The 20,313-nt window shown below is 60.6% G+C and carries 15 protein-coding genes, 1 pseudogene and 1 riboswitch; of the genes and pseudogenes, 6 read left to right on the forward strand and 10 right to left on the reverse strand.

Features of this window, described 5'->3' with window-relative positions:
• Nucleotides 1-6: 6 nt before the first annotated feature.
• Complete coding sequence (gene imuA, locus NVB75_RS06925; protein WP_017475309.1) at nt 7-618, reverse strand: translesion DNA synthesis-associated protein ImuA; 612 nt, start codon at nt 616-618, stop codon at nt 7-9.
• On the reverse strand, nt 618-1,235 hold the full coding sequence (gene lexA / locus NVB75_RS06930; protein ID WP_258346590.1) for a transcriptional repressor LexA: 618 nt from the start codon (nt 1,233-1,235) through the stop codon (nt 618-620). The genes imuA and lexA overlap by 1 nt, the downstream gene beginning before the upstream one ends.
• Before the next feature lie 101 nt (nt 1,236-1,336).
• A riboswitch (cobalamin riboswitch) is annotated at nt 1,337-1,546 on the forward strand.
• Nucleotides 1,547-1,639: 93 nt separating this feature from the next.
• On the opposite strand from lexA, the gene NVB75_RS06935 reads away from it, so the two are divergent.
• From NVB75_RS06935 to NVB75_RS06945, 3 genes are read left to right on the forward strand one after another with little or no spacing between them, the layout of a single operon-like run.
• Nucleotides 1,640-3,574: a TonB-dependent siderophore receptor gene (locus tag NVB75_RS06935; RefSeq protein ID WP_258346591.1), complete on the forward strand. Its 1,935-nt coding sequence runs from the start codon at nt 1,640-1,642 to the stop codon at nt 3,572-3,574.
• A gap of 11 nt (nt 3,575-3,585) precedes the next feature.
• Nucleotides 3,586-3,918: a ferredoxin gene (locus tag NVB75_RS06940; RefSeq protein ID WP_177070174.1), complete on the forward strand. Its 333-nt coding sequence runs from the start codon at nt 3,586-3,588 to the stop codon at nt 3,916-3,918.
• Entirely contained in the window at nt 3,915-4,835 is a 921-nt protein-coding gene (locus tag NVB75_RS06945; protein ID WP_258346592.1) for an ABC transporter substrate-binding protein, read from the forward strand. Before NVB75_RS06940 ends, NVB75_RS06945 begins: the two co-directional genes overlap by 4 nt.
• A gap of 1 nt (nt 4,836) precedes the next feature.
• Here the strand turns inward: NVB75_RS06945 and NVB75_RS06950 are convergent, their stop codons facing one another.
• The 8 genes and pseudogenes from NVB75_RS06950 to vasI form a co-directional block, all read right to left on the reverse strand.
• The gene (locus tag NVB75_RS06950) at nt 4,837-6,159 is read right to left on the reverse strand and encodes a hypothetical protein (RefSeq protein WP_258346593.1); all 1,323 of its coding nucleotides are present in this window, start codon (nt 6,157-6,159) and stop codon (nt 4,837-4,839) included.
• A 51-nt stretch (nt 6,160-6,210) separates the two neighbouring features.
• On the reverse strand, nt 6,211-9,852 hold the full coding sequence (gene tssM, locus NVB75_RS06955) for a type VI secretion system membrane subunit TssM (RefSeq protein ID WP_258346594.1): 3,642 nt from the start codon (nt 9,850-9,852) through the stop codon (nt 6,211-6,213).
• Nucleotides 9,853-9,934: 82 nt separating this feature from the next.
• A complete protein-coding gene (locus NVB75_RS06960) occupies nt 9,935-10,198 on the reverse strand; it encodes a T6SS immunity protein Tli4 family protein (protein WP_375378936.1) in 264 nt (87 codons plus the stop codon).
• Nucleotides 10,199-10,314: 116 nt separating this feature from the next.
• Nucleotides 10,315-11,169, reverse strand: a pseudogene (locus NVB75_RS33125) (T6SS immunity protein Tli4 family protein); the annotation flags it as partial.
• A complete protein-coding gene (locus tag NVB75_RS06970) occupies nt 11,157-12,947 on the reverse strand; it encodes a triacylglycerol lipase (protein ID WP_258346596.1) in 1,791 nt (596 codons plus the stop codon). The gene NVB75_RS06970 and the pseudogene NVB75_RS33125, both read right to left, overlap by 13 nt.
• The gene (locus tag NVB75_RS06975; RefSeq protein ID WP_258346597.1) at nt 12,944-15,466 is read right to left on the reverse strand and encodes a type VI secretion system Vgr family protein; all 2,523 of its coding nucleotides are present in this window, start codon (nt 15,464-15,466) and stop codon (nt 12,944-12,946) included. Before NVB75_RS06975 ends, NVB75_RS06970 begins: the two co-directional genes overlap by 4 nt.
• 5 nt (nt 15,467-15,471) lie before the next feature.
• On the reverse strand, nt 15,472-16,890 hold the full coding sequence (gene tssA / locus NVB75_RS06980; protein WP_258346598.1) for a type VI secretion system protein TssA: 1,419 nt from the start codon (nt 16,888-16,890) through the stop codon (nt 15,472-15,474).
• Nucleotides 16,878-17,540, reverse strand: a complete 663-nt coding sequence (vasI, locus tag NVB75_RS06985) for a type VI secretion system-associated protein VasI (protein WP_258346599.1) — start codon at nt 17,538-17,540, stop codon at nt 16,878-16,880. Before vasI ends, tssA begins: the two co-directional genes overlap by 13 nt.
• Before the next feature lie 335 nt (nt 17,541-17,875).
• Between vasI and tssB the strand changes: the two genes are divergently transcribed.
• From tssB to tssE, 3 genes are read left to right on the forward strand one after another with little or no spacing between them, the layout of a single operon-like run.
• Nucleotides 17,876-18,379, forward strand: coding sequence for a type VI secretion system contractile sheath small subunit (tssB, locus tag NVB75_RS06990; RefSeq protein ID WP_258346600.1), 504 nt, complete (start codon nt 17,876-17,878; stop codon nt 18,377-18,379).
• 37 nt (nt 18,380-18,416) lie between these two features.
• Nucleotides 18,417-19,889 carry a type VI secretion system contractile sheath large subunit gene (gene tssC, locus NVB75_RS06995; protein WP_258348550.1) on the forward strand — a complete coding sequence of 491 codons (1,473 nt, stop codon included), beginning with the start codon at nt 18,417-18,419 and terminating at the stop codon, nt 19,887-19,889.
• Nucleotides 19,890-20,306: a type VI secretion system baseplate subunit TssE gene (gene tssE, locus NVB75_RS07000; RefSeq protein ID WP_258346601.1), complete on the forward strand. Its 417-nt coding sequence runs from the start codon at nt 19,890-19,892 to the stop codon at nt 20,304-20,306.
• Nucleotides 20,307-20,313: the final 7 nt, after the last annotated feature.

A 20,313-nucleotide genomic window follows, 5' to 3' on the forward strand; every position in this document is an offset into this window, starting at 1 on the left:
CCAACCTCAGTGCCCAAGCGCAATGGGCGCGGGATGGGCCAGGCCGCCCCGGCACTTGAGCACCCGCACTTGCGCAGGGCTCGCCTCCACCGCCAGGCGCAACGCGGCCGGTGACGGGTTGATAGCCTCGTTCAAGGAGCGCCAGGCAAAGGCCAGGGTCTGGCCGGTTTCCGCCGCCACCTGCAAGCGGCGCAAGGCGCGGTCATCGGCCTTGCGCGGCCAGCACAGCACCGCGCCACAACTGCCGGAGCGCAGGCATTGCTCAACGGCCCACAGGGCGTCACGTTCATCGGCCTGGATCACGGAAAGCTGGCGTACATCCACCCCGGCGTTTTGCCAGGCGTGGGGGTACGGCGTGTAAGGCGGCGCCACCAGTACGATGCGCTCGCCGGCCGCCGACAACCGCGCCAGGGTCGGCCACACCAGTTGCAACTCGCCCACGCCCTCCTTCGCCATCAGGATTTCGCTCAACGCCGCTTCCGGCCAGCCACCGCTGGGCAGCACCGCATCCAGGGCCGCAAGCCCGGTGGGATGGACGCTGGCGGGCGGCGCGGCGGGCCGGCCTTTCCAGACCCGGCCGCCATTGAACAGCGAGTCCAGTGCAACGACGGCGCCCATCAGCCTTGCCTCACCAAACCGCAGAACACCCCTTCGATGGCCAGGTCCTGATCGGGCCGCACCACGATGGGTTGATAAGCGGGGTTGCGCGGCAGCAGGCGCACGCGCTCGCCGACGTGTTCGAAGCGCTTGATGGTGACTTCACCGTCCAGGCGCGCCACCACGATCTGCCCGTTCAAGGCCTCGGCACTGCGACGTACGCCCACCAGGTCGCCATCGAGGATGCCGTCTTCGATCATCGAATCGCCCTGCACCCGCAGCAGGTAATCCGGGGTTTTCGCGAACATGGCCGGGTCGAGTAAGAGGCGGTTGTGCACCTCAGCGTCAGCGCCGATGGGCAAGCCGGCGGCCACCCGGCCGAGTACCGGGATGTCCAGCAGCTCCGGCCGCGCCGGCTGATTGAGCAGGCGAATGCCGCGCGCCTGGTTGGGGTTGACCTCGATAAAACCGCCCTCGGTCAGCGCCAGCACATGCTTGCGCGCCACGCTGCGGGAGGCAAAGCCGAACGCCTCGGCGATCTCGGCGAGGCTGGGAGACTGGCCTTGCTGCGCGATACGGTCGCGGATAAAGGTCAGGATGGCGGTACGGCGGGGCGTTAGAGTCGTCATGGAGTACATTTGTACTCCTGTGGGAATTTTCTGGCAATATCCGTCAGTCGCTTCCCATGCAGCCACCGGAAAAGTCCCCGCCAAGTTGACGAACGGTCTTTCGAATGTTCAGATGCCGGCCTGTTTCAGGTGCCCCCTGCCGCCGTGCTTGGGGTGAAACGGGAAACCGGTGCCGCTCTTTTTTTGAGCCAGTCCGGTGCTGCCCCCGCAACGGTAGACGCGTGACCCCTTCGACACACCACTGTGGCCTGCGCGCCATGGGAAGGTGAAGGCGTCCATACGCGTGAGCCCGGAGACCGGCCTGGAATTCTGTTTGGCAAAATCCTGCGGTGGGCGGGCATGGGCCGGTATTGGCGTGTGCTCGGTGCCTACTCGTGCGTGCTTTTCGCGAAAGATACTTTTCCGAGAAGACTATGATTCGACCTTTCAAGACTCCTGTGCCCGGCCTGTTGTTCGGCTGCCTGTTCAGCCCCCTGCTGCTGGCCGACGACAACACCCTGGAACTCAAGCAACTCAACGTTTCCGCACCGTCGGTGGAGTCTACCACCGTGGCCGATATGGCCCAGTACGGCAGCAAGGTTGAGATCGTCACCCGCGAACAGATTGAACGCGCCGGCCCCGCCGCCGATGTGTCGCGCGTGATGCAGATGTTCATCCCCGGCCTGTACGTGGCACCCAAGAATGGCCCGTTCGACTACGGCACTTATTCCCTGCTGGGTGGGCGCAACGACGACACGCTGATCCTGCTGGACGGCGTGCGCCTGAACAACCGCCTGTACGGCGGCCTGTACCTGGACACCCTGCCCGCCAACGCCATCGAGCGCATCGAAGTGCTCAAGGGTGGCCAGAGCCTGCTGTTCGGCACCCAGGCGGTGTCGGGGGTGATCAACATCGTCACCCGCAGCCCGCAAACCCGCGAGGCGTCCGGCGAGGTGAACCTGGGTGCCGACACCTTCGGCGGCACCACCGGCGACGCCCGGGTCGAGAAGATTTTCAATAACGGATTTGGCGACCTCGGCTTGCTGGCCTACGTCAGCCGCAACGCCTCCGAGGGCTACCAGCCGTTTCGCAACCGCGACATGAAAAATGTCACCGACAAGAAGCGCTCCTACGAAGTCACCACCTTCGGCACCAAGGCGATCCAGTCGTTTGGCGATGACACGCGCCTGGAACTGTTTTACCAATACGCCGACGCCAACCTCGATTTCGCCCGCCCGGTGGACAACCACAAGACCACCAACGACCGCGTACAACAAATCGCTACGGCGACCTTCGAGCAAACCATCAACGAGCGCCTGAGCTACTTCGTCAAAGGGCATATCAACGATTGGGACACGCGCTTCACCCGTCTCAACAATGTCGAAGGCGGCGGCACCAAGGTCATCAACCACAACGACTACTGGGGCTTCACCGACTGGGGCGTGCAGGCCGAAGGCAAGGCCGTGTTGCCCGGTGAGCATGTGCTGGTATTCGGTTCCGACAACCAGTGGTTCAAGGGCCAGGACGATGTATTGATCATCGACGACAACAAGGCCCAGGCCCACGCGCTGTACACCCAACTGCGCCCGACTATCGAGGCGTTGCCGAACTGGCACCCGAGCATCGGCGTACGCCACGAAGCCATGAGCGGCGGCGACAGCGCCACCGTCGGCATGCTTACTTCGCTCTACGACCTCAACGACAACTGGGCCCTGCGCGGCCAATACGGCACCGCCTACAAACTGCCGAATGCCGAGCAACTGTTCGTCAACGAAGACGATGAGAAAGGCAACCGCAACCTCAAGCCGGAGAAGAGCCGCAACGCCGAACTGGGCATCGACTATAAGGGCAGCCTGCTGGCGCGGGACTTCAGCGCCAGCGTGACGCTGTTCAAGCGCAAGATCACCGACCTGATCACCCTGGACGATATCCAGTGGGTCAACGGCCAGGGGCAGATCCAGATGCGCGGTTTCGAGGCCGACGCCAAGCTGCAACTAAACGAGCAATGGAGCGTGCAGGCCGACATGACCCGCAACCTCACCGAGTCCCGCGCGGGTGTCACCCTCAACGATATTCCCGGCTTCTTCGCCCGCTCGCGGGTCGGCTATGAATCGGTGGACCGCCTATGGGGCGTCGGTACTGCCGTGCGTTACATCGGCGATATTGTCAGCTCGAAAAAGGTCGAGTACGGCAACTACACCGTGGTCGACGCCGACGCCTATCGCTACCTCGACAACGCCCACCAACACCGCGTCAGCCTGCTGGTAGAGAACCTGTTCGACCGCGATTACGTCACCAGCCGCGCCAGCAACGTCGACAACCTCGGGCGGCCGTTCACCTCCGAAGTACGCTACACGTATCGCTTCTGATGAGTACGCCCGTGGAAACTCATCCGGACTGGTCCCATGTGCCTGACCACGCCCGTCACGTGTTCCTGTGCACCGGCCCGCGCTGCACCCAGCGTGGCGCGCTGCAATTATGGAAAACCCTGCGCCGCCACCTGCTGGCACACGATCGCATCGAAAAACCTGGCGGCGTGCTGTTGACCCGCACCCACTGCCAGTTCCCGTGCAACCTGGGCCCGATTGTGACGGTGTACCCGGACACGTGCTGGTACGGCGTGCACAGCAACGCAGATGTGCAACGGCTGGTGGAAGTGCACCTGGTGGGCGGCGAAGTCGTCGAGGATTTGCTGATCAAGGAGCGCCCATGAAAGCGTCGTGGTTGCTGTTGGGCGCCCTGCTCTGCCCATCGTTGGCGCTGGCGGACCGTTATCGCAACTGCAACCAGGACTGGACGGCCACCCACTCACCGCCCTCGCGCATCGTGGCCCTCAACCAGCATGCGGCCGACCTGTTATTGGCGCTGGATGTCGGTACGGCATTGGTGGGCGTGGCGTATCTGGATGACAACGGTGTGGCCCACCGACACGGCGAGTATTTCGGCGTGCCGGTGATTGCGTCCAAGTACCCGTCCAGCGAAGTGCTCTATGCGCAGAAACCGGATCTGGTGGTCGGTGGATTCGCCACTGCCTTTGGCGCCGGCATTACTTCCCGCACAGGGTTGGCAGGCAACGGGGTTGGGTCGTACTTGCTGGAGTCGGCGTGCGACGGGCACTCGCTGGATTACTTCGGGCATATTCGCAACGACCTGTTTACCCTCGGCGCCCTGGTGCACAAACAGCAACGGGCACGGGCGTTGAGCGATGCCATGGACGCCGACCTGGCCAGTGCCCAGGCCCTGGCGGGCGAAGGTAAACCGCTGTCGGTGTTCTACCTGGACAGTGAGGTCAACGGGCTGGACAGCGAAGGCCGGCGTGGGTTCGTCACCACGTTGGTGGCGGCTGCTGGTGCGCGCAATTTATTCGCCGGGATCAACCAATACCGCGTCACCGTGAGCAGCGAAACCCTGCTGATGAGTGATCCGGATGTAATTTTGCTGGCGGATGCGCTGTGGTCACCGGCCAGCCGCAAACGTCAGTTGCTGACCACCGACCCGGTGCTGTCGCGTTTGCGGGCGGTGCGGGAGAACCGGATGATCGATATTCCGTTTACCCATTTGGTGCCCACTGCGAATAGCGGCCGAGTCGTGTTGGAGTTGGCGAGGCAATTCAAAAAACTGGCTGAATAATTCACGACCGAAGCGCCTCACCAATTTCCTCAATCGCAAAACCAATGTCGTGGCCAGCACGAATCAACTCCGCGAACCGCAGCATCACTGAGGAGCCGACGTCGTGAGCCAATGCTATGGTCATCAGCTCTCGCACCGGCTCGTGAAGCTCTGCTTCGACACTGGCTGAACAGGCCTGTCCGGTGAGCCAGCCAACAAGGGAGGAGACCCTGGCGCCCGAGGTGTTTTCATCAACGCCCAAAATCTCACCCAGCACCATTCCCAAAGTGCCCGCGGGATGTTGCTCCGGTCGGCTCCATGCCTTGAGCTCAATCGACTCTCGCTGCACCTTCTCCAGGTTCCGCCGAATCTTCCCGGGAATGGTCGCCGCCGCTTTAGGACGGTTGTAGTACTCGCGATTGGCTAAACTTGCGGCATCCCTGACGACCTTCCACGCCACCGACCACAGTTGTGAAACGCTGTAGGTTTCCAATGCTGAGCGCATCGTACTTTTGATCTCCTCCAGCTCTTGGCCTGACAGATCATGGTGATAGAGCTCGCACTGGGTATCCAAATAGCGCATGACATCAGCAACCGAGTAGTCAAGCCACAGGTTGAAAAGCCCTTCAGCATCGGTGTACACCCTGTCCGACAGGCTACGAATGATCTCGTCCGCACCCCTGGATGCGGTATCTGGAGCCAAACGATAGACGACTTGCTCCCTCAACATCCAAATCTCATCGCCCTGCCAATAGTAGGTGCCCGGCCTGGCCTTGGCGGGGTCTTCAAGGATCAGTCCCGCCTCACGCAATTGCTGCACAAAATCACCGACGTACCGAGGCGCAAGCCCTCGGCAGTCACCTACGGTGAAGCCGCCATTGGTCAATCTCGGTGTAATGGCCCTGTCGAGTGCCAACAGCAGGAGCGCCTGATTATCCGGTATCTCTGAGTAGTCCACCGTCCGAGTTGACTGCTGGCGGGCATAGTCGGCCAACCGCCGTTCAAGCTCTGCGGCTTTCGCCTTTTCAGCTTTGAGCACCATCGCATCCTGGTCTTCCTGGCAGCGCGTACACAGTTTAGTGCGCCACTGAGGGACCTTCTTGGCCTCGGAGCGGTTTCTGATTTCAATCAGTTCTGCACACTTGGGACAGACCTGGTTTTCATCGAACGCATTGCAACGTTGCCTGATGAAGCTGGCCAGTGTGACGCCCGGCGCCATTTCAATAACGCCCCCCAGAGCACTGACTTTTTCGAGGTATTGCCCTGACTCATCGACTGCCCAGTAACGCTCAATCAACTCAATTTCTTTTGGATCTTCAGTCAACATTTGTAGCTTGATCGCCATGTAAACAGTCCTATCTCACTTGTGGTTACTTCACGTCCAGCACGCGCTGATTCATTGATGCTCATCGTTGAACGCTGTCACGGCGACACCCTCAACCTGGTGAGTGGTTTTCTGTGATCGACGCTCCTCCAGCAACGTCCTGGGCAACACAAACCCTTCAAAACTGCGGTGGGTAATCGGGTTGTTAGCCTTCTGCGCCCCAATCCGATAACGCATCAACCCGTCGGCCACCGCAAAGGTCAGGTCCACGCTGGTGTCCGTCCTGCCATTGAGATGCCCGCGGCTGAGCAGCCGGAACAACGACCATGGCCCGCGATAGCTCATGCTGGCGGTGTTGCCCGTGCTGTGTACCAGGGTCAATTGGCTGCCATTGGTGTTGCCCAGGCTATTGGGCCATACCAGCCCCGTGCGTTGCGGCGCGCCGTGCTGGTAAGGAATCAGTTGGCCGTCGACGCTGAGCATGCTGCTCAGGCGGGTGGCGCTGAGGGCCAGGGGTTCGATGGTCAGCTGCACCGCCAGGTGGCCGCGATGGTTGAAGAAGGTGTCGCGGATACGCTCGGCCTTTTTGAGCTGTTCCAGCACGTCGCTGCGCACCAGGTAGCCGCCAAGGCTGTCGGAGTACAGCGCATCGAGGTTGTCCTTGAGGAACACGTTCAGGTATTGATCGTGAAACTGCTGCAGGCGCCCCTGTGGACCGAAGAAGGCTTCGAAGTCTTCCAACGAGGCGTCCTCGCCGCTGGCCTTGAACGGGTAGCGGCCTGCCAGGCGGTCGCGGTAGAAGCTGTAGATTTCGCTGTCCCAGCGTTTTTCCAGCTCGCGCAAGGCGCCGATCACCAGTACCTGCGAAGTCTGGTCGGCCAGTTTTTTGACCTGCTGGTTCAGTGGTTCAGGCAGGCCCACAGCGACGCGTTGCAGGTTGGCGATGGGGTCAACACCGCCCAGGGAAAAGCGGTTGAGTACGGTTTTCAGCGCTGCCTTGCCGGGGTCGGGATTGTCGTGCACGGCTTTGGCGTAGTCGTAGACGGCGCTGACTGAACGCAGGGTTTCTTCGTAATAGGACGGCTGCTCGCCTCGCGCGGTGACCAGTTCCGCCAGGCTGGAGAACGCGCGCCGGATGCCAGCGGCTTGTCGCTGGCCGTCCGACACCTTGTCCAACGTAAGCGGTGCCTGCCCTTCGGCCAATGGAATCGCCGGGTAGATCACGCTGTTATCACGCAGGGTTTCCAGCAAACGCCGCAATGGCGCGGCGGGGCCAGTGACTTGTTCCAACACGGCCACGCCGTGGCTGAGGTCGTCGAAGTCAGTGACCGCAAACTGATTCAGTGCACGCCGCCAGCTGTCCACATAATCGGCGCTGTACAAGGCACGAATGCGTTGGGTCAACACTTTGCGGTCTTCGTCGGAGTAGTCCAGACGTTGCCGTTCGCCGAGCACCCACTGGTCGATCATCGCCAGTTCAATGATGCCCTCAGTGCCGGGCTCGAAGTAGTCCTTGAAGCCCTTGGCAGTGAGCAGCGGCGCCAGCAACAAGCCGCTGCCCTCTTGATCGGTGCTCAGCGGGCGGTAGACGATATCGAACGCTGGACCTATCTCGTTGCGCAAGTCCAGCGGACGGTGCAATCGCTCCAGAGCGTCCTGTTTCAAGCTCATGTAGACCCGTTCGGCCATGGGCAACTGGCGCAATTGCTGTTGCACCTGAGTAATGCGCTCCCGGTAGTGCGGCAGATCGGCGTCGGCGTATTTCAGCGCGTAGCCCAGGTGCCCCATCAAGTCGGCCTGCAACTGGCCTTGGCCCGGATAGGCCCGCTGCCACTGTTTGGCGACCCACTCTTCGACAATCGCCGGGCGGCGGTTTTGCCGTTCTTCGAGCATGCGGTATACGCGCAAGGCCGTCAGTTGCTGATTGCTGCCGGCGGGCGCGGCGTTGATAGCGTCCAGCACCCCGCTGGCTATCGCCGGCAGGAAGCGTTTGGACAGCAGATTCAGATAGGCTTCATCCACCGTCGGGCCAATCGCCCGCCCCTGATACAGGCCCATGTCCGAGAGCAGCGGCCAGGCTTCGCGGTAGTCGCCGTAGACCAGCACCGCATCGCGGATCTGGTCCAGGGGAACCAGCAGGTTGCGACCAGTAGTGTCGACCCTGGCGTCTATGTCCCGCCCACTGAAGTCCTGGCTCTTGGCCAAGACGCTGGCCGCCTTGTCGCGGTTGATGTTGAAGTAAAACTGCCAGGTCCCGATGACCACCAGGCAGCCCAGGGAGGCGACGCTGAAACCAGCGATCAGCAGCCGCCGCTTGTTGCGAGCGACCTTGATGTTGTCACCCGCCAGGCCCGCTTCGGGGTAGATCACTCGTTGGAACAGTTGCTGTGCAAAGTAGATCACCGTGCCACCGGTCGGCTTGACCTCGGGCGGCGGTGGCGGCAGTTGATAGGCCTGCCCCGCTTCTTTGACGAAGGCATTGCTCAGGGTGCCCTGCTGTAAGACCGAGGAGAAATACAGCCCGCGCACCAGCGCGGGGGTGGTGAAACGATCACTGCCGAGCATTTCACCCAGAAAACCAAAGAGTGCCGGGCGTAGGCCAGCCATCTGGTGCACCAGGGCCTGTAAACGATCGCGTTCGGTCAGTGCAGATGACGTCCTGACGCCGTCGAAAATCTGCTCACTGAGGCAGGCGACAAAGGTTTGGTATTGGTGGGTCAGCTCCGCCAGCCACGCATCGAAATCATCCACCGCGTCAAGGCTGAAGGTGAAGCCCAGCAGGTCTTCACGCCCACTACGCGTCAACCGGGCGAAGAATTCTTCGAAGCCTTCCAGCAGGTCGAACTTGCTCAGCGTCACGTACACCGGCAAGCGCGTACCCAACTGCCGCGTCAGTTCATACAGTCGGGTGCGCAGCAGGTTGGCGTGGGCCTTGCGTTGTTCGGGACGTTGCGCCAGCAAGGCCTGCACATCGATCACCAACACAACCCCATTGAGTGCCCGGCGGCTGCGATTGCGCGCCAGCCAGTCGAGCAGGTGCCGCCATAGGCGTGGGTGGGTGCCAGCGGGCAATACCGGTTTGACCTTGCCCTGCTGCTCAACGCTATCAGCCGTTGGCTCCGGGTGGCTGAGAAACTCCCCCGGCGGGTCGATCAATACCGCCTCATCACCAATCCACCAGTCCACGGGATAAGCCAGTTGCTCTTCCTGGTGCGCCCTGACCCCGGCCTTGGTCACATGGGACAAGGCAAAGCTCTGGTTGGAGCGGGTGATCAGGCTGGTCTTGCCGGCATTCTCCTCACCCAGCACCAGGTACCACGGCAGTTGATAGAGCGAACGGCGGCGCTCCATATTGTTCAGCAAATTGCCCAGGCTGCGGTCCAGAGCGCGTTCCTGCGCCTCGATGTAGGGCAGGCTGGGGTCGGCTTGCACCGCGGCTTCATGTTGGCGCTCGACCTGCAGCCGCTGATAACGATCACGCACCCGCCATGCCCAGATCAGCAACGGCACCACCAGCACCCCGACGCTGGCCGAGATGCGCATCGCCCATTCACTCAGCGGCTGATGCTCGCGCCAAGTCCACTGTGGACCCAGCCACCAGATGGCGATCAATAAAAACACCATGCCCAGCAGCACCAATACAGGCACCGCCTGGTTGAACTGACGCAGTACCGGCAGGCCCCAGCGTTTGAGGTAACTCCAGACCGTCTTCATGAATCGCTCCTAGCGTATTTGTAGAGTCCGTTGCCCACAGACAGGGTGAACATGATTGCCCTCGCTATCGCTCTTTCCATGGTCATGGCTTGCGCTCCGTAAAGCTGGCGATGAACTCATCGAGGATGCGTTTGCTTTCGGCCGCTTCTTCGGGGCTAGGCCCGCGAGGGTTGAACCACGGATCCGGTTTTGCCGCGACCGCGCCGTAGCGGATGCGCACGGATTTGAGGATCGCGTCCCACACGGCCATGGCTTCGTAGTCGGTAAGGGAAGGGTTGACGGGCTCTGGCGTGGCCGGTTGTTGCCAGAGCGGCAGGTCGTAGCCTTTGGTGGCGAACGCCGGCAATGTCCAACGGACAAGATCGACTTCGACATCAGGGTTCTTTGGCCTACTTTTAACCCCCCTGCTGACAGGCTGAAACTCATGAAGGGGCTACTTAATGAGCGCGCTTCACGGTAGTTTTCGGCGAGGAATAGCAGTTGACGATGGGTGTCATCACTGAAGCCAATCAAAAGCTCCTCGGCTCGCATACTCGCAATATTCGTAGTGCCTGCTCGCAAGCTGTCGTAATCGTCGGCAAGAAAAATCCTGGTTGTTTCTTTGGTGCGGGCTAGCAAGCGCTCACTCTCTCCTGGCGAAAGCGCATTGACGTAGACCTCCAGCGATACATCCGAAGCTGGTGGCCGAAAATTAAATGTCGCGATTTCCTGATCGTGATGACTTCTGATTACGATGGGCCCCAAGGCGAAGCCCGCACCTGCGTTCTGCGGTGCAGTAACTTTGAAGATTTCTTTGGAGAGTTTTAAAAGGCGTGCCTCAACCGGGGCGGTTTCACCATCGTAGGAATCAGCGCGGAGCATGACGTAGGTGTCGTCTACCAGCAGGTGAAACTCGTGAACGAAGGTTTGACGGCGTGACGCTTGCTTGAAGTACTGCAGCGTTACAGTTTGCGGTGAGATCCGTACCGCCGAAACCAACATGGATACATCAGACTGCTTATAGTTTTTGAACGCAGCGATTCGATGTGACCGCTCATTTAGCGCGGCATCAAATCGCGCCTGCGTTACGCCTTCGCCCAACACACGCACTTCAACGGACGAGTGATCGGCACCCAGCCCATAGAAAAGCTTCACATCCCCGCCACCGCTCCAGTTCGCGGGCAAGTCGATCAAGCCACGGCCCAACGCCCAGGTGCGCATATGGGTAGTCATATCGCTCACGTTTCGTTTCTCCTGTTCACTGGGTTGTTTGAAGGTGCTACAGGCAGTGAGGGACCCCAGCACCAGGCAGACAAAAAAAATGGTCAGCCGACGCATAGGGGCCTCTTGGCACTTGCCGCAATTTTGATGAGTGAATAGAGGGTGAACTGCTGCGTTAGCGGGTTGGCGTAGGACGCTTCATGATCAAAACCGGGTGCCTTGATTTGCTGGCGGACACCACCATTGCGCGCCTGCTTTATCGGCGCGCTGCCAGAACTGACCGGTACGGTGCCATCGCCAGAGCCGTTCTGCATTTTGCAATGCAGCTCCCAATAGCTGGTCTGCACCGTTTTAACGGGGGCATTAGGATCACCACGCAGGGAGGGTATGGGTTGCTCATGGCCGCCGACATACACAGGGCTGCGACCATCATCCCTGACCTGATGCATCTGCAGATTTGAAACCGTGAAGCTATCCGGGCGTGAACCATGAGGGCCATTGACGTTAGCGCCGCGCGTCATTTGCCAGGTGATGGACTCGAAGCTGGGATGCTTGTCTTCGCTGCCGTAGTAGACATAGGTTTGAGGGTGATATGAGCCAGCGATATCCTGGTGAAACTCCTTTGCACTCCCGATGTTCTCGGCGAAATCTTTCCACGTAATCGCATCACCATCCTTGGGCGCCAGCCATTCTTCGCGCAATAACCCCCACCAACGGTCGCGGCGTAAATAGATCTCTTCATAAGGATCTTTTACGGGTTGGCGCGGCATCGCCGAAACGCCTTTGTCGTCGATCAACCTCAGCCAGCCGGGGGCGTAATCCTGGGTAGGCAGCAATTGCAAGGCACCAGGCGCCTGCGCAAAAACGGCGGTTACTTCCTGGCCAGTCGGGCCAATCACTGCGCCGGCAATCGGATCTTCGTCGCTCATACCGACCTTGCAACGGCGATACGCCACAGGTGCACCCGTGGCGGGCATCACCCCATGCACAACACCGGCGATTTTGGCGGCCATACCGGGCAACTGCGCACACCGCCGGGCCACCAAGCCGCCCATGGAGTGGGTGACCAGAATCACCTGCTGACAGTTGCGACCGTATTGACGCATCAATTCGTCAATGCGCTCAGCCAGCCTTAACGCTGCCTGCTCATTGGAGTCCAACCAGTTATACCCACACGCATGCACCGGCATGCGGTAACCACCTCGCGCTACCAGCTCATCCGACACAATCGACGGCAACTGACTGGCCAGGGTGGCACCCAGCCCTGGCATGGCGATGGGTATTGCGGGTTTTAACCGAGTGATGTGAGTCGGCCCAGGCTCGACCGCGACGGTATGTAAGTGCTCCGGCAGGATGTCGAACTGTGGCCATTGGTGAGGCAGAAATTCGCTGTTCAGGGTATCTTCCAGCCAAAGAAGGAAAGCGTGATAGCTAGTTTCGCTGACTTCGCCCCAACCGCGTTCTATGTAGCGCTTGGTCAGTGCCAGAGTTGATTCTTTCTTGTCCCGCCCGGGCGGCACCAAGACCGTGCCCGCTGATCGTTTGGGCACAGCACCTTGGTTATCAACATCAGTCCGAAGCGGGTGAAGCTTTTTCTGCCTAACACCCGCTGACTTTCGAATCCAGTTTGTGGCCAGCCACATATTTTTACCCAAGAATCCGGCATCCAACCTCCAGACTGGGACGCCTGAAACTTCAAGGTTTTCAGACTTACTCTTTAAATTCGACCCCATAATCCCCGGCACGAATATCACCGGCAAAATTCCATCCGGCGGCAATATGCAGTGCACCGCGTCCGTCATGCTGCTAGGCGTCATCGTCCAGGTATGCACGGGATTACCCCGAGCGTTATAGGTCATGGGCGCCACACGAGGCGCCGATGGGTTGTCGGTCATGCGGGGTCTCCGTTATCCAGCCATTCCAATACAAGCCCTTCCAGCGTCATGCCCTGTTGCAGGGTGACGAAGCCTTGCGCATCAGTGCGGCCTTCGAAACGTGCGCCGTCCTTGCGCACCAAGGCATAGGCGCGGTCGCGGATGGGGTTCCCGTCGGTGAAGAAGGTCTGGAAGCGTTCGTTGAATGAGGTACTGGGCCAACTGTTGAGTTCTGCTGCTGCATGGCCTGGGTCAAGGAAGTACTTGTTGGCAGCCTTGACCGTGAAATCACCAGGCATCCCCAGTTCGATATTGCCGCCCTGCATCTTGATATACGCCCCGCCGCACAACAGGGTGATGTGCTTGTCGGCGGCCACCAGCACGTGTTGCTGGCTGGCGCTGATTTCCACGCTTTGGTCCGCTTGCACATGGATGCTGTTGTGCTGGGCCTGCAACAGCAGTTGGCCGTTGTGGGCGATATGGCGCATGTCGCCGCCCTGGGCAAACAGGCCGATTTCGTCGCCCGCATTGATCACCACTTTTTGGCCGGCGGTGAGTTGCTGGTTGTGTTGGGCCACGCTGTCGATATGCTCACCTGCGCCCATGACGACACTGCGGGACGTGGCGGCAGCGATCCCGGCAGGCCCACTCAGCGCGATGATGGGGAGTGCCCCATGGCCGGTGCCCTCGGCTTGATCATTGCTGCCATGGCCCAACGCATTCACTGCATCGGTCAGGAATTTTTGTGGCTGAGAATCCTGGATAATGCCTTGGGCATCCTCGGCAGCCGTGCCCAGCTGTCTGGCCAATGTCAGGGCGGTTTGCAGCACCTCGATCACTTGCTGGCGATCGAGCTGACCGGCACCGGCCTTCAGTTGAGCTTCAGCGGTCAGCAATAAACCTTTTGCTGCACGCAACGCGCCGTGACCGTCCGTACGCAGTTCAAAACCCTCTCCCCTCGGCCGCCCCCCTCCGTAGTGGCGTGGATGAGTGAGGTAGCCCAGATGCAGCGCACTGTGTTCGTGATCACTCATCAGCGCCGCGCTGATTTGCGCGGTGGTGTCGTCGATGCGCAACTCGTTGGCTCGTGTGCCCTTGAACTCGCGACTTTTGGTCGTCGCTACGGCGTTGAGCTTGGGCAGCTCATAGGGTGGCAGGTTGGTCTGGCGGTACGCGGTCCCCGTGGCGATCGGCTGGTCGGGATCCCCGTCCAGATAGCTGATCACCAACTCCTGCCCCACACGCGGGATGGCCATGGAGCCCCATGTCGCCCCGGCCCAGCCTTGGGTCACGCGGATCCAGCACGAGCTGTAGTCGTTGTTTTTGTCCGAGCGATCCCACGGAAACTGCACCTTGACCCGGCCCCATTCATCGCAATAGATCTCCTCGCCGGGAGGGCCCACCACCGTGGCGATCTGTGGGCCGTCGATGCAGGGTTTTGCGCGAAGTGGCGCTTTCCAGTCAGAGGTCCAACGAATGGCGCTGGCCTTCAGCTCATAAGACGTACCGTGGCTGCTGCCGAACGCTTCTTCCTGCAAGCTGGTGTGCTGCTTGCCTTCGTGCTTGATGGCGATGGTGCGCCAGCGGTCGTTGAAGTCCTCGCGGGGGTGCTCGTTCAGGTCGAAGGCTAACCCCGGTTGCAGGCGTGCATCGTCGCCTTCCAGGTGCGCCAGCTTGGCGTCGTTGCGCAGCGCGGCCAGGCGCGTCTTGGTGAAGGGCTTGCCGGCGATATCACGCTTGTAGCGGCCGGGGTAGTCGTAGCGCTCGTAGTCCTTGTGCTGTTTGTTCAGGTCTTGATCACCCGTCGCAGTGTGCTGCTGGTTGTAGCGCGGATGGGTGAAGGTGTAGTCGCGCTGCACCTGCACGGCGGTGCGTACCTGTTCGGTGTAGTGGAAGCGGTTCAGCGCCGGTTCCGCCGAATCACCGCCGGCCATCGGTTGGTAGACCACCGGGCAGTCGGTGTGGGTGCCGATGGTGCCGAGGCCACCAACGCGGTCTGTGAGCACAAGGGTGTGGCCGTCGGCGCGGTGTTCGAAGGTGTAGAGCAGTCCCTCTTCGGCGGCCAGGCGGGCGATGAAATCGAGGTCGGTTTCGCCGGCCTGTACGCAGTATTCGCGGGGTTGGTGGTCGAAGCAGATTTCGCTGCGCAGGTCGGTCAGCTTTTGTTCGGCCAGCATGCTGGTGATGATGTCGGGTACGGTCTGGCCCTGGAAGATCCGCCAGTTGGAGCGCAGGTCGAAACGCTTCAGCGTCGGCTCGACCACGGCGGTGTAGCGGGTACGGCGAAAGCCGGTGTCACCCTGCTGGAACAGGCTGACCAAACCGTGGACGTAGCGCACAGGCGTGTCGCCCCGCCAAATGGTGAACAGTCCAGCCAGGTCGAGCATGCGGTAGAAGTCGATGGCCGGGTGCTGACTGACCAGCTCCAGTTCAAGTTTGAACGGCCGGGAAAGGCCTTCTTCGAGGGTGAACGAAACCACCTCGAAGGAATCGCCCCGCAGCGGTTCGAAGGTGAAGCGCAAGTCGCTTTGACGGGCCATGCAGGTTAATCCTTACTCTCACTGATAATGGCCGCCACTTTCCGGTACAGCTCCGGCTCCCATCCCTGCGCCGTGGTATCGCGCATCAGCCGTGCAACGCTGGCGTACAGGTCGTCCGCCAGCCACGACAACCCACGCGATGCCAGCAGGTCGGCGGCAATCACCGTGGCGTAGCTGCGCTGGCGCGGGGCGTCGTGGGTGGCGTGCAGGTCCTGCAGACGCAGCAGCACCACCTCCACGCCTTCGGTATTGAGTTGGGTGGTCAGTTCGTCACGCAGGCCGGCGTATTCCTGCACGGGGCTGCCGGTGGCTTGCGCCTGATCAGCGCCGGTGATCCAGGCCTGGGTTTGTGCATCCACGAACGGCGTGCCGTCGCTGAAACACAGTTCCAACAGGGCGGGCAGGCGGCAGACAAACCGCTCACAGGTCTGGCGAATGGCGACAGCCACCTCCTCCATTGCCAGGCGCGCGGCGACCTGGGCGGCCAGGTAGCTGCCGCGCAGCCAGTACGGCGAGGCGCAGACACTTTTTTCGATACGCAGCAGCAGATTCGGCTCAATGGCGTTGTGGTTCAGCGCGTCGTGGTAGCCGTCGACGATATCCTTGGGCACGACGATCAATTCAGTACGGCGGTCGCGGGTGATGGGAGGCGCAGTGCGCAGGTGCGACCACAAGCCGAAGCGTCGCAGTTGGTAGCCAGTGGGATCGTAGGGATCTTGCTGGTTGATCTGCTCCGCCATGTTCAACACGGTGCGGCGTTGTTCGCGCTCATTGCTCGGCGCTTGCGGCTTGGGGCTGGTGAAAAAGGCCGACTCCAGCACGCCGCGGGAGGTGGCCGCACGGGCGGGCTCAGTGGCAGCGACCGGTTCGCTGTATTTGTCCAGTTGGCGTTGCAACGCGTCCAGCGTTGCCGAGTCGAGCTTGGCGCTTTCAGCACACCGTTGCAGATTGGCCAGGGCCAGTTTCGCCGCGGCTTGATAGGCCGGTTCGAAACTGCTGCGTTCCAGGGTTGGCAACACCTGCCCGAGGTCGCCCAGCAGGCGCTGCACTTGCTTGCGCTTGTTCAGGTAGCCGGTGGGGCCGGGCTTGGGGTAGGCACTGTCCCAATACAGTTCAACCATGCCGGCCAACAAACCCAAGGCATCGGCCCAGCGCGCCCATTGCCGGGTGCGCAGCCACACCACGTGCAGATGGCCGAGGATACGCCAGTGCTTGCATTGAATCGCCAGGTATTGGCGAGAGGCTTCGTCGATATACGGCCAGTCGATATCGCCTTCACGCAGGCCGCCGAGCTTGACCATTTCCTGGTCGATGGACTGGTAGGTTTCATCCTCCACATCGAAATACCCAGCGGGCTGCCCAGGGTCGATGGGGGTCAGCAGCTGCTTGACGGCGTCCGCCGGAACGTCGATCACCAACGACATACCTGGCGCTCCTGCTCGATCAGTTCACCCAGCCCTTCAGCGTCGAATACCAGGCCGTGCAACCGGGGATAATCGCTCTCCAGTCGCAAGCGCTGGCCGCCGCCCATGTTGCGCAGCAAGGCGATGGCTTGTAGCCCGCGCCCGGCATCCACCACCAGGCCGGCGTCATCCAGCACCTGCCACTGATAGGCGTCGGAGACCGGGCGCTCGTCCTTGAACAGTTGGATGCGGATTTTGTTCGGCTTGGCCGGTTCATCCAGCACCAGTTGCAGGCGGGAGATTCTTGATTCGCAGCTGATAGCCAGGTAAGGCCGAGGCGGCAGCGCCCCCAAGGCCGGGGCCGAGATCACCAGGCGGTGTTGCTGGTCGTTGTCCGGCTCCGGGAATGACGACAGCAGGAAACGCTGGTCTTCGGGTGGACGCTGGGCTTCATTGCGCTGGACCAGGTCGACAATCGGCAGTACCCGGCCCAGGGCGCGTGGCGGCAAAGGCGGCTGATGAATGGGCGTGCCGGCAGCCGAGTCAAAGCACTCCAAACGCTTCAAGGGCGAGACGATGGAAGGGCAATCTTGTTTCGCTGCTTGCGCGTCCATTACGGCCATCGCCGTCAGGCAGAGCCCCCATTTCCATCCTCGCCATCCGTTGTGCATCAACGCCTCCTGATATGCCTCGCCGAAATCCGAACCGGACATTCCTCAACTTTCGAACTAACGTTGTTTAGACCGATAGTTAAATCAATTAACTTGCAAAGCGTCACCCGCACGCAATGGATAGCGCAAGTAAAAGACGAGCAACACACAACTAAACCACGAATAAAAAGAGGCATCTTTCAGAAGTGTCCACGGCAAATGTAGGAAAATTAGCAACACTAACCGCAACGCAATTTCCTACATCCAAGACCCACGAATCACGTCCATGTCGTCCTACATGACAAACATTGAAACAGCTGTTTCTAATACGCCGACCTTACGAGAGGATTTTCCCCATGTCGAAAACTCAAGGCTCTGTCGCGCCCAAAGAGCGCATCAACATCAAGTACGTCCCCGCCACGGGCGACCAACAAGCCGAAGTAGAGCTTCCCTTGAAACTGTTGGTTACGGGTGACTTCAAAGGCCACGGCGAACTTACCGCACTGGAAGACCGGCAAGCTGTTCGCATCGACAAAGACACGTTCAATGAAGTACTGACCAAAGCCGAAGTTGCTCTGGACATGGCGGTTCCGTCCGTCCTCAACAACGACCACGACACCGATTTGAATGTGCAACTTCAATTCAAAAACATTAACGACTTTGGTCCCGACGCCGTCGCCCGCCAAGTGCCGGAACTGAACAAGTTGCTGGAGCTGCGCGAAGCCTTAGTTGCCCTCAAAGGCCCGATGGGCAATGTCCCGGCCTTTCGCAAACACCTGCAAAACCTGCTGACCGATGAAACCGCCCGTCAACGCCTGGCCAGTGAACTGAACCTGGTGCTCGACGCGCCAAACAACTGATTTGAACGCCCTTCTCAACGGAGTACTCCCCATGCCTATGGAAAGCGCCGTCGCCCAAGTATTGGTGGCTGACGAACCGCCGTCGTTGCTCGACCAACTGCTGGCCAACACCACCATTCGCCCTTCCCAGGAAGGCTATGCCGTCGCCCGCCAAGGTGTGGCTGCGTTCATCAGCGAGATCCTGCAAAGCGGCGATCACCAACAGCCGGTCAACAAGCACCGCGTTGACCAGATGATTGCCGAAATCGACCGCGCCTTGAGCAAGCAGATGGACGTGATCCTGCATCAGCCCCAGTTCCAGCAACTGGAGTCGTCATGGCGTGGGCTGAAGTTGCTGGTGGACCGCACGGATTTTCGCGAGAACATCAAGCTGGAAATGCTGCATGTCACCAAAGAAGAACTGCTGGACGACTTTGACAACGCAGGCGACATCACCCGCAGCGGCTTGTACAAGCACGTCTACACCGCAGGCTACGGCCAATTTGGTGGCGAGCCGGTGGGTGCCATTGTCGGCAACTACACCTTCGGCCCCAGCTCACCGGACATCAAGTTGCTCAGCTATGTGGCCTCCATTGGCGCCATGTCCCATGCCCCGTTTGTCTCCGCAGCTGGCCCGGAGCTATTCAACCTGGAAGGCTTCCATGGCCTGCCTGACCTCAAGGAAATCAGCGACATCTTTGACGGCCCACGCCATACCAAATGGCGCGGCCTGCGCGAATCCGAAGACGCCCGCCATCTGGCCCTGACCCTGCCGCGCTTCCTGCTGCGTACGCCGTACAGTACCGAAGACAATTCCACGCGCAGCTTCGGTTATGACGAAACCGTCGACGGCAACCACGACAACTACCTGTGGGGCAACACCGCGTTCCTGATGGCTTCGCGCATCACCGACAGCTTCGCCCGCTACCGCTGGTGCCCGAATATCATCGGCCCGCAATCCGGCGGCGCGGTGGACGACTTGCCGGTGCACTTGTATGAATCTCTCGGCCAGTTGCAGGCGAAAATCCCTACCGAGGTGCTGATCTCCGACCGCAAGGAATTCGAACTGGCCGAAGCCGGCTTCATTCCCCTGACCATGCGCAAGGACAGCGACAACGCGGCGTTCTTCTCCGCCAATTCGGTGCAAAAACCCAAGAATTTTCCCAAGACCCGCGAGGGCCAGGAAGCCCAGACCAATTACAAGCTCGGCACCCAATTGCCGTACCTGTTTATCGTCAATCGCCTGGCCCACTACATCAAGGTGCTGCAACGCGAACAGATCGGCAGTTGGAAAGAACGCCAGGACCTGGAGCGCGAGCTGAACACCTGGCTCAAGCAGTACATCGCCGACCAGGAAAACCCGTCGACCGACGTACGCAGCCGTCGCCCCTTGCGCGCCGCAACAATTGAAGTTCAGGACGTGGCGGGCAATCCGGGCTGGTACCAGGTGTCGTTGGCAGTGCGCCCGCACTTCAAGTACATGGGCGCCAACTTCGAGATCTCGCTGGTCGGTCGGCTGGACACCCAATAAGTGGGCGGCGCCAGCCTATTCGAACGCCTCAAACCCGATGCACCGCGCTACCACTCAGGCAGCGCGGATGAGCAGGTACGCCGGCGTGTCGAGGCAATCAAACGCCATCTGGAACAGGTGCTCAACTCACGCCAGGGCTGCTCGCAAAGCAGCCCTGAACTGGGCCTGCGTGACTTCAACGGGGTCACCCAGGCCAGCAGTGATTTGGTGGTGGCCATCAGCGCCGATATCCGGCGCTCTGTTGAAGCGTTTGAACCGCGTATCAACGTGACTGGCGTGCGCTATCAGCCCGACCCGGACCTGCCGTTGGAGCTCAATTTTCAGCTCGATTGCCAGGTGCGGGTCAACCACAAGGAAGAACAGGTGCAGATCGCGGTGGCCATGCATGGCCGCGACGGCTACACCCGCGTGAGATGAGGATGCG

Source organism: Pseudomonas sp. CBS (assembly GCF_024734645.1).
In the GTDB taxonomy this organism is placed as follows: domain Bacteria; phylum Pseudomonadota; class Gammaproteobacteria; order Pseudomonadales; family Pseudomonadaceae; genus Aquipseudomonas.

Coding starts and splice junctions, on each gene's coding strand:
- imuA (WP_017475309.1), bottom strand. CDS start 618: ATGGGCGCCGTCGTTGCACTGGACTCGCTGTTCAATGGCGGCCGGGTC.
- lexA (WP_258346590.1), bottom strand. CDS start 1,235: ATGTACTCCATGACGACTCTAACGCCCCGCCGTACCGCCATCCTGACC.
- NVB75_RS06935 (WP_258346591.1), top strand. CDS start 1,640: ATGATTCGACCTTTCAAGACTCCTGTGCCCGGCCTGTTGTTCGGCTGC.
- NVB75_RS06945 (WP_258346592.1), top strand. CDS start 3,915: ATGAAAGCGTCGTGGTTGCTGTTGGGCGCCCTGCTCTGCCCATCGTTG.
- NVB75_RS06950 (WP_258346593.1), bottom strand. CDS start 6,159: ATGGCGATCAAGCTACAAATGTTGACTGAAGATCCAAAAGAAATTGAG.
- tssM (WP_258346594.1), bottom strand. CDS start 9,852: ATGAAGACGGTCTGGAGTTACCTCAAACGCTGGGGCCTGCCGGTACTG.
- NVB75_RS06970 (WP_258346596.1), bottom strand. CDS start 12,947: ATGACCGACAACCCATCGGCGCCTCGTGTGGCGCCCATGACCTATAAC.
- NVB75_RS06975 (WP_258346597.1), bottom strand. CDS start 15,466: ATGGCCCGTCAAAGCGACTTGCGCTTCACCTTCGAACCGCTGCGGGGC.
- tssA (WP_258346598.1), bottom strand. CDS start 16,890: ATGTCGTTGGTGATCGACGTTCCGGCGGACGCCGTCAAGCAGCTGCTG.
- vasI (WP_258346599.1), bottom strand. CDS start 17,540: ATGCACAACGGATGGCGAGGATGGAAATGGGGGCTCTGCCTGACGGCG.
- tssB (WP_258346600.1), top strand. CDS start 17,876: ATGTCGAAAACTCAAGGCTCTGTCGCGCCCAAAGAGCGCATCAACATC.
- tssC (WP_258348550.1), top strand. CDS start 18,417: ATGGAAAGCGCCGTCGCCCAAGTATTGGTGGCTGACGAACCGCCGTCG.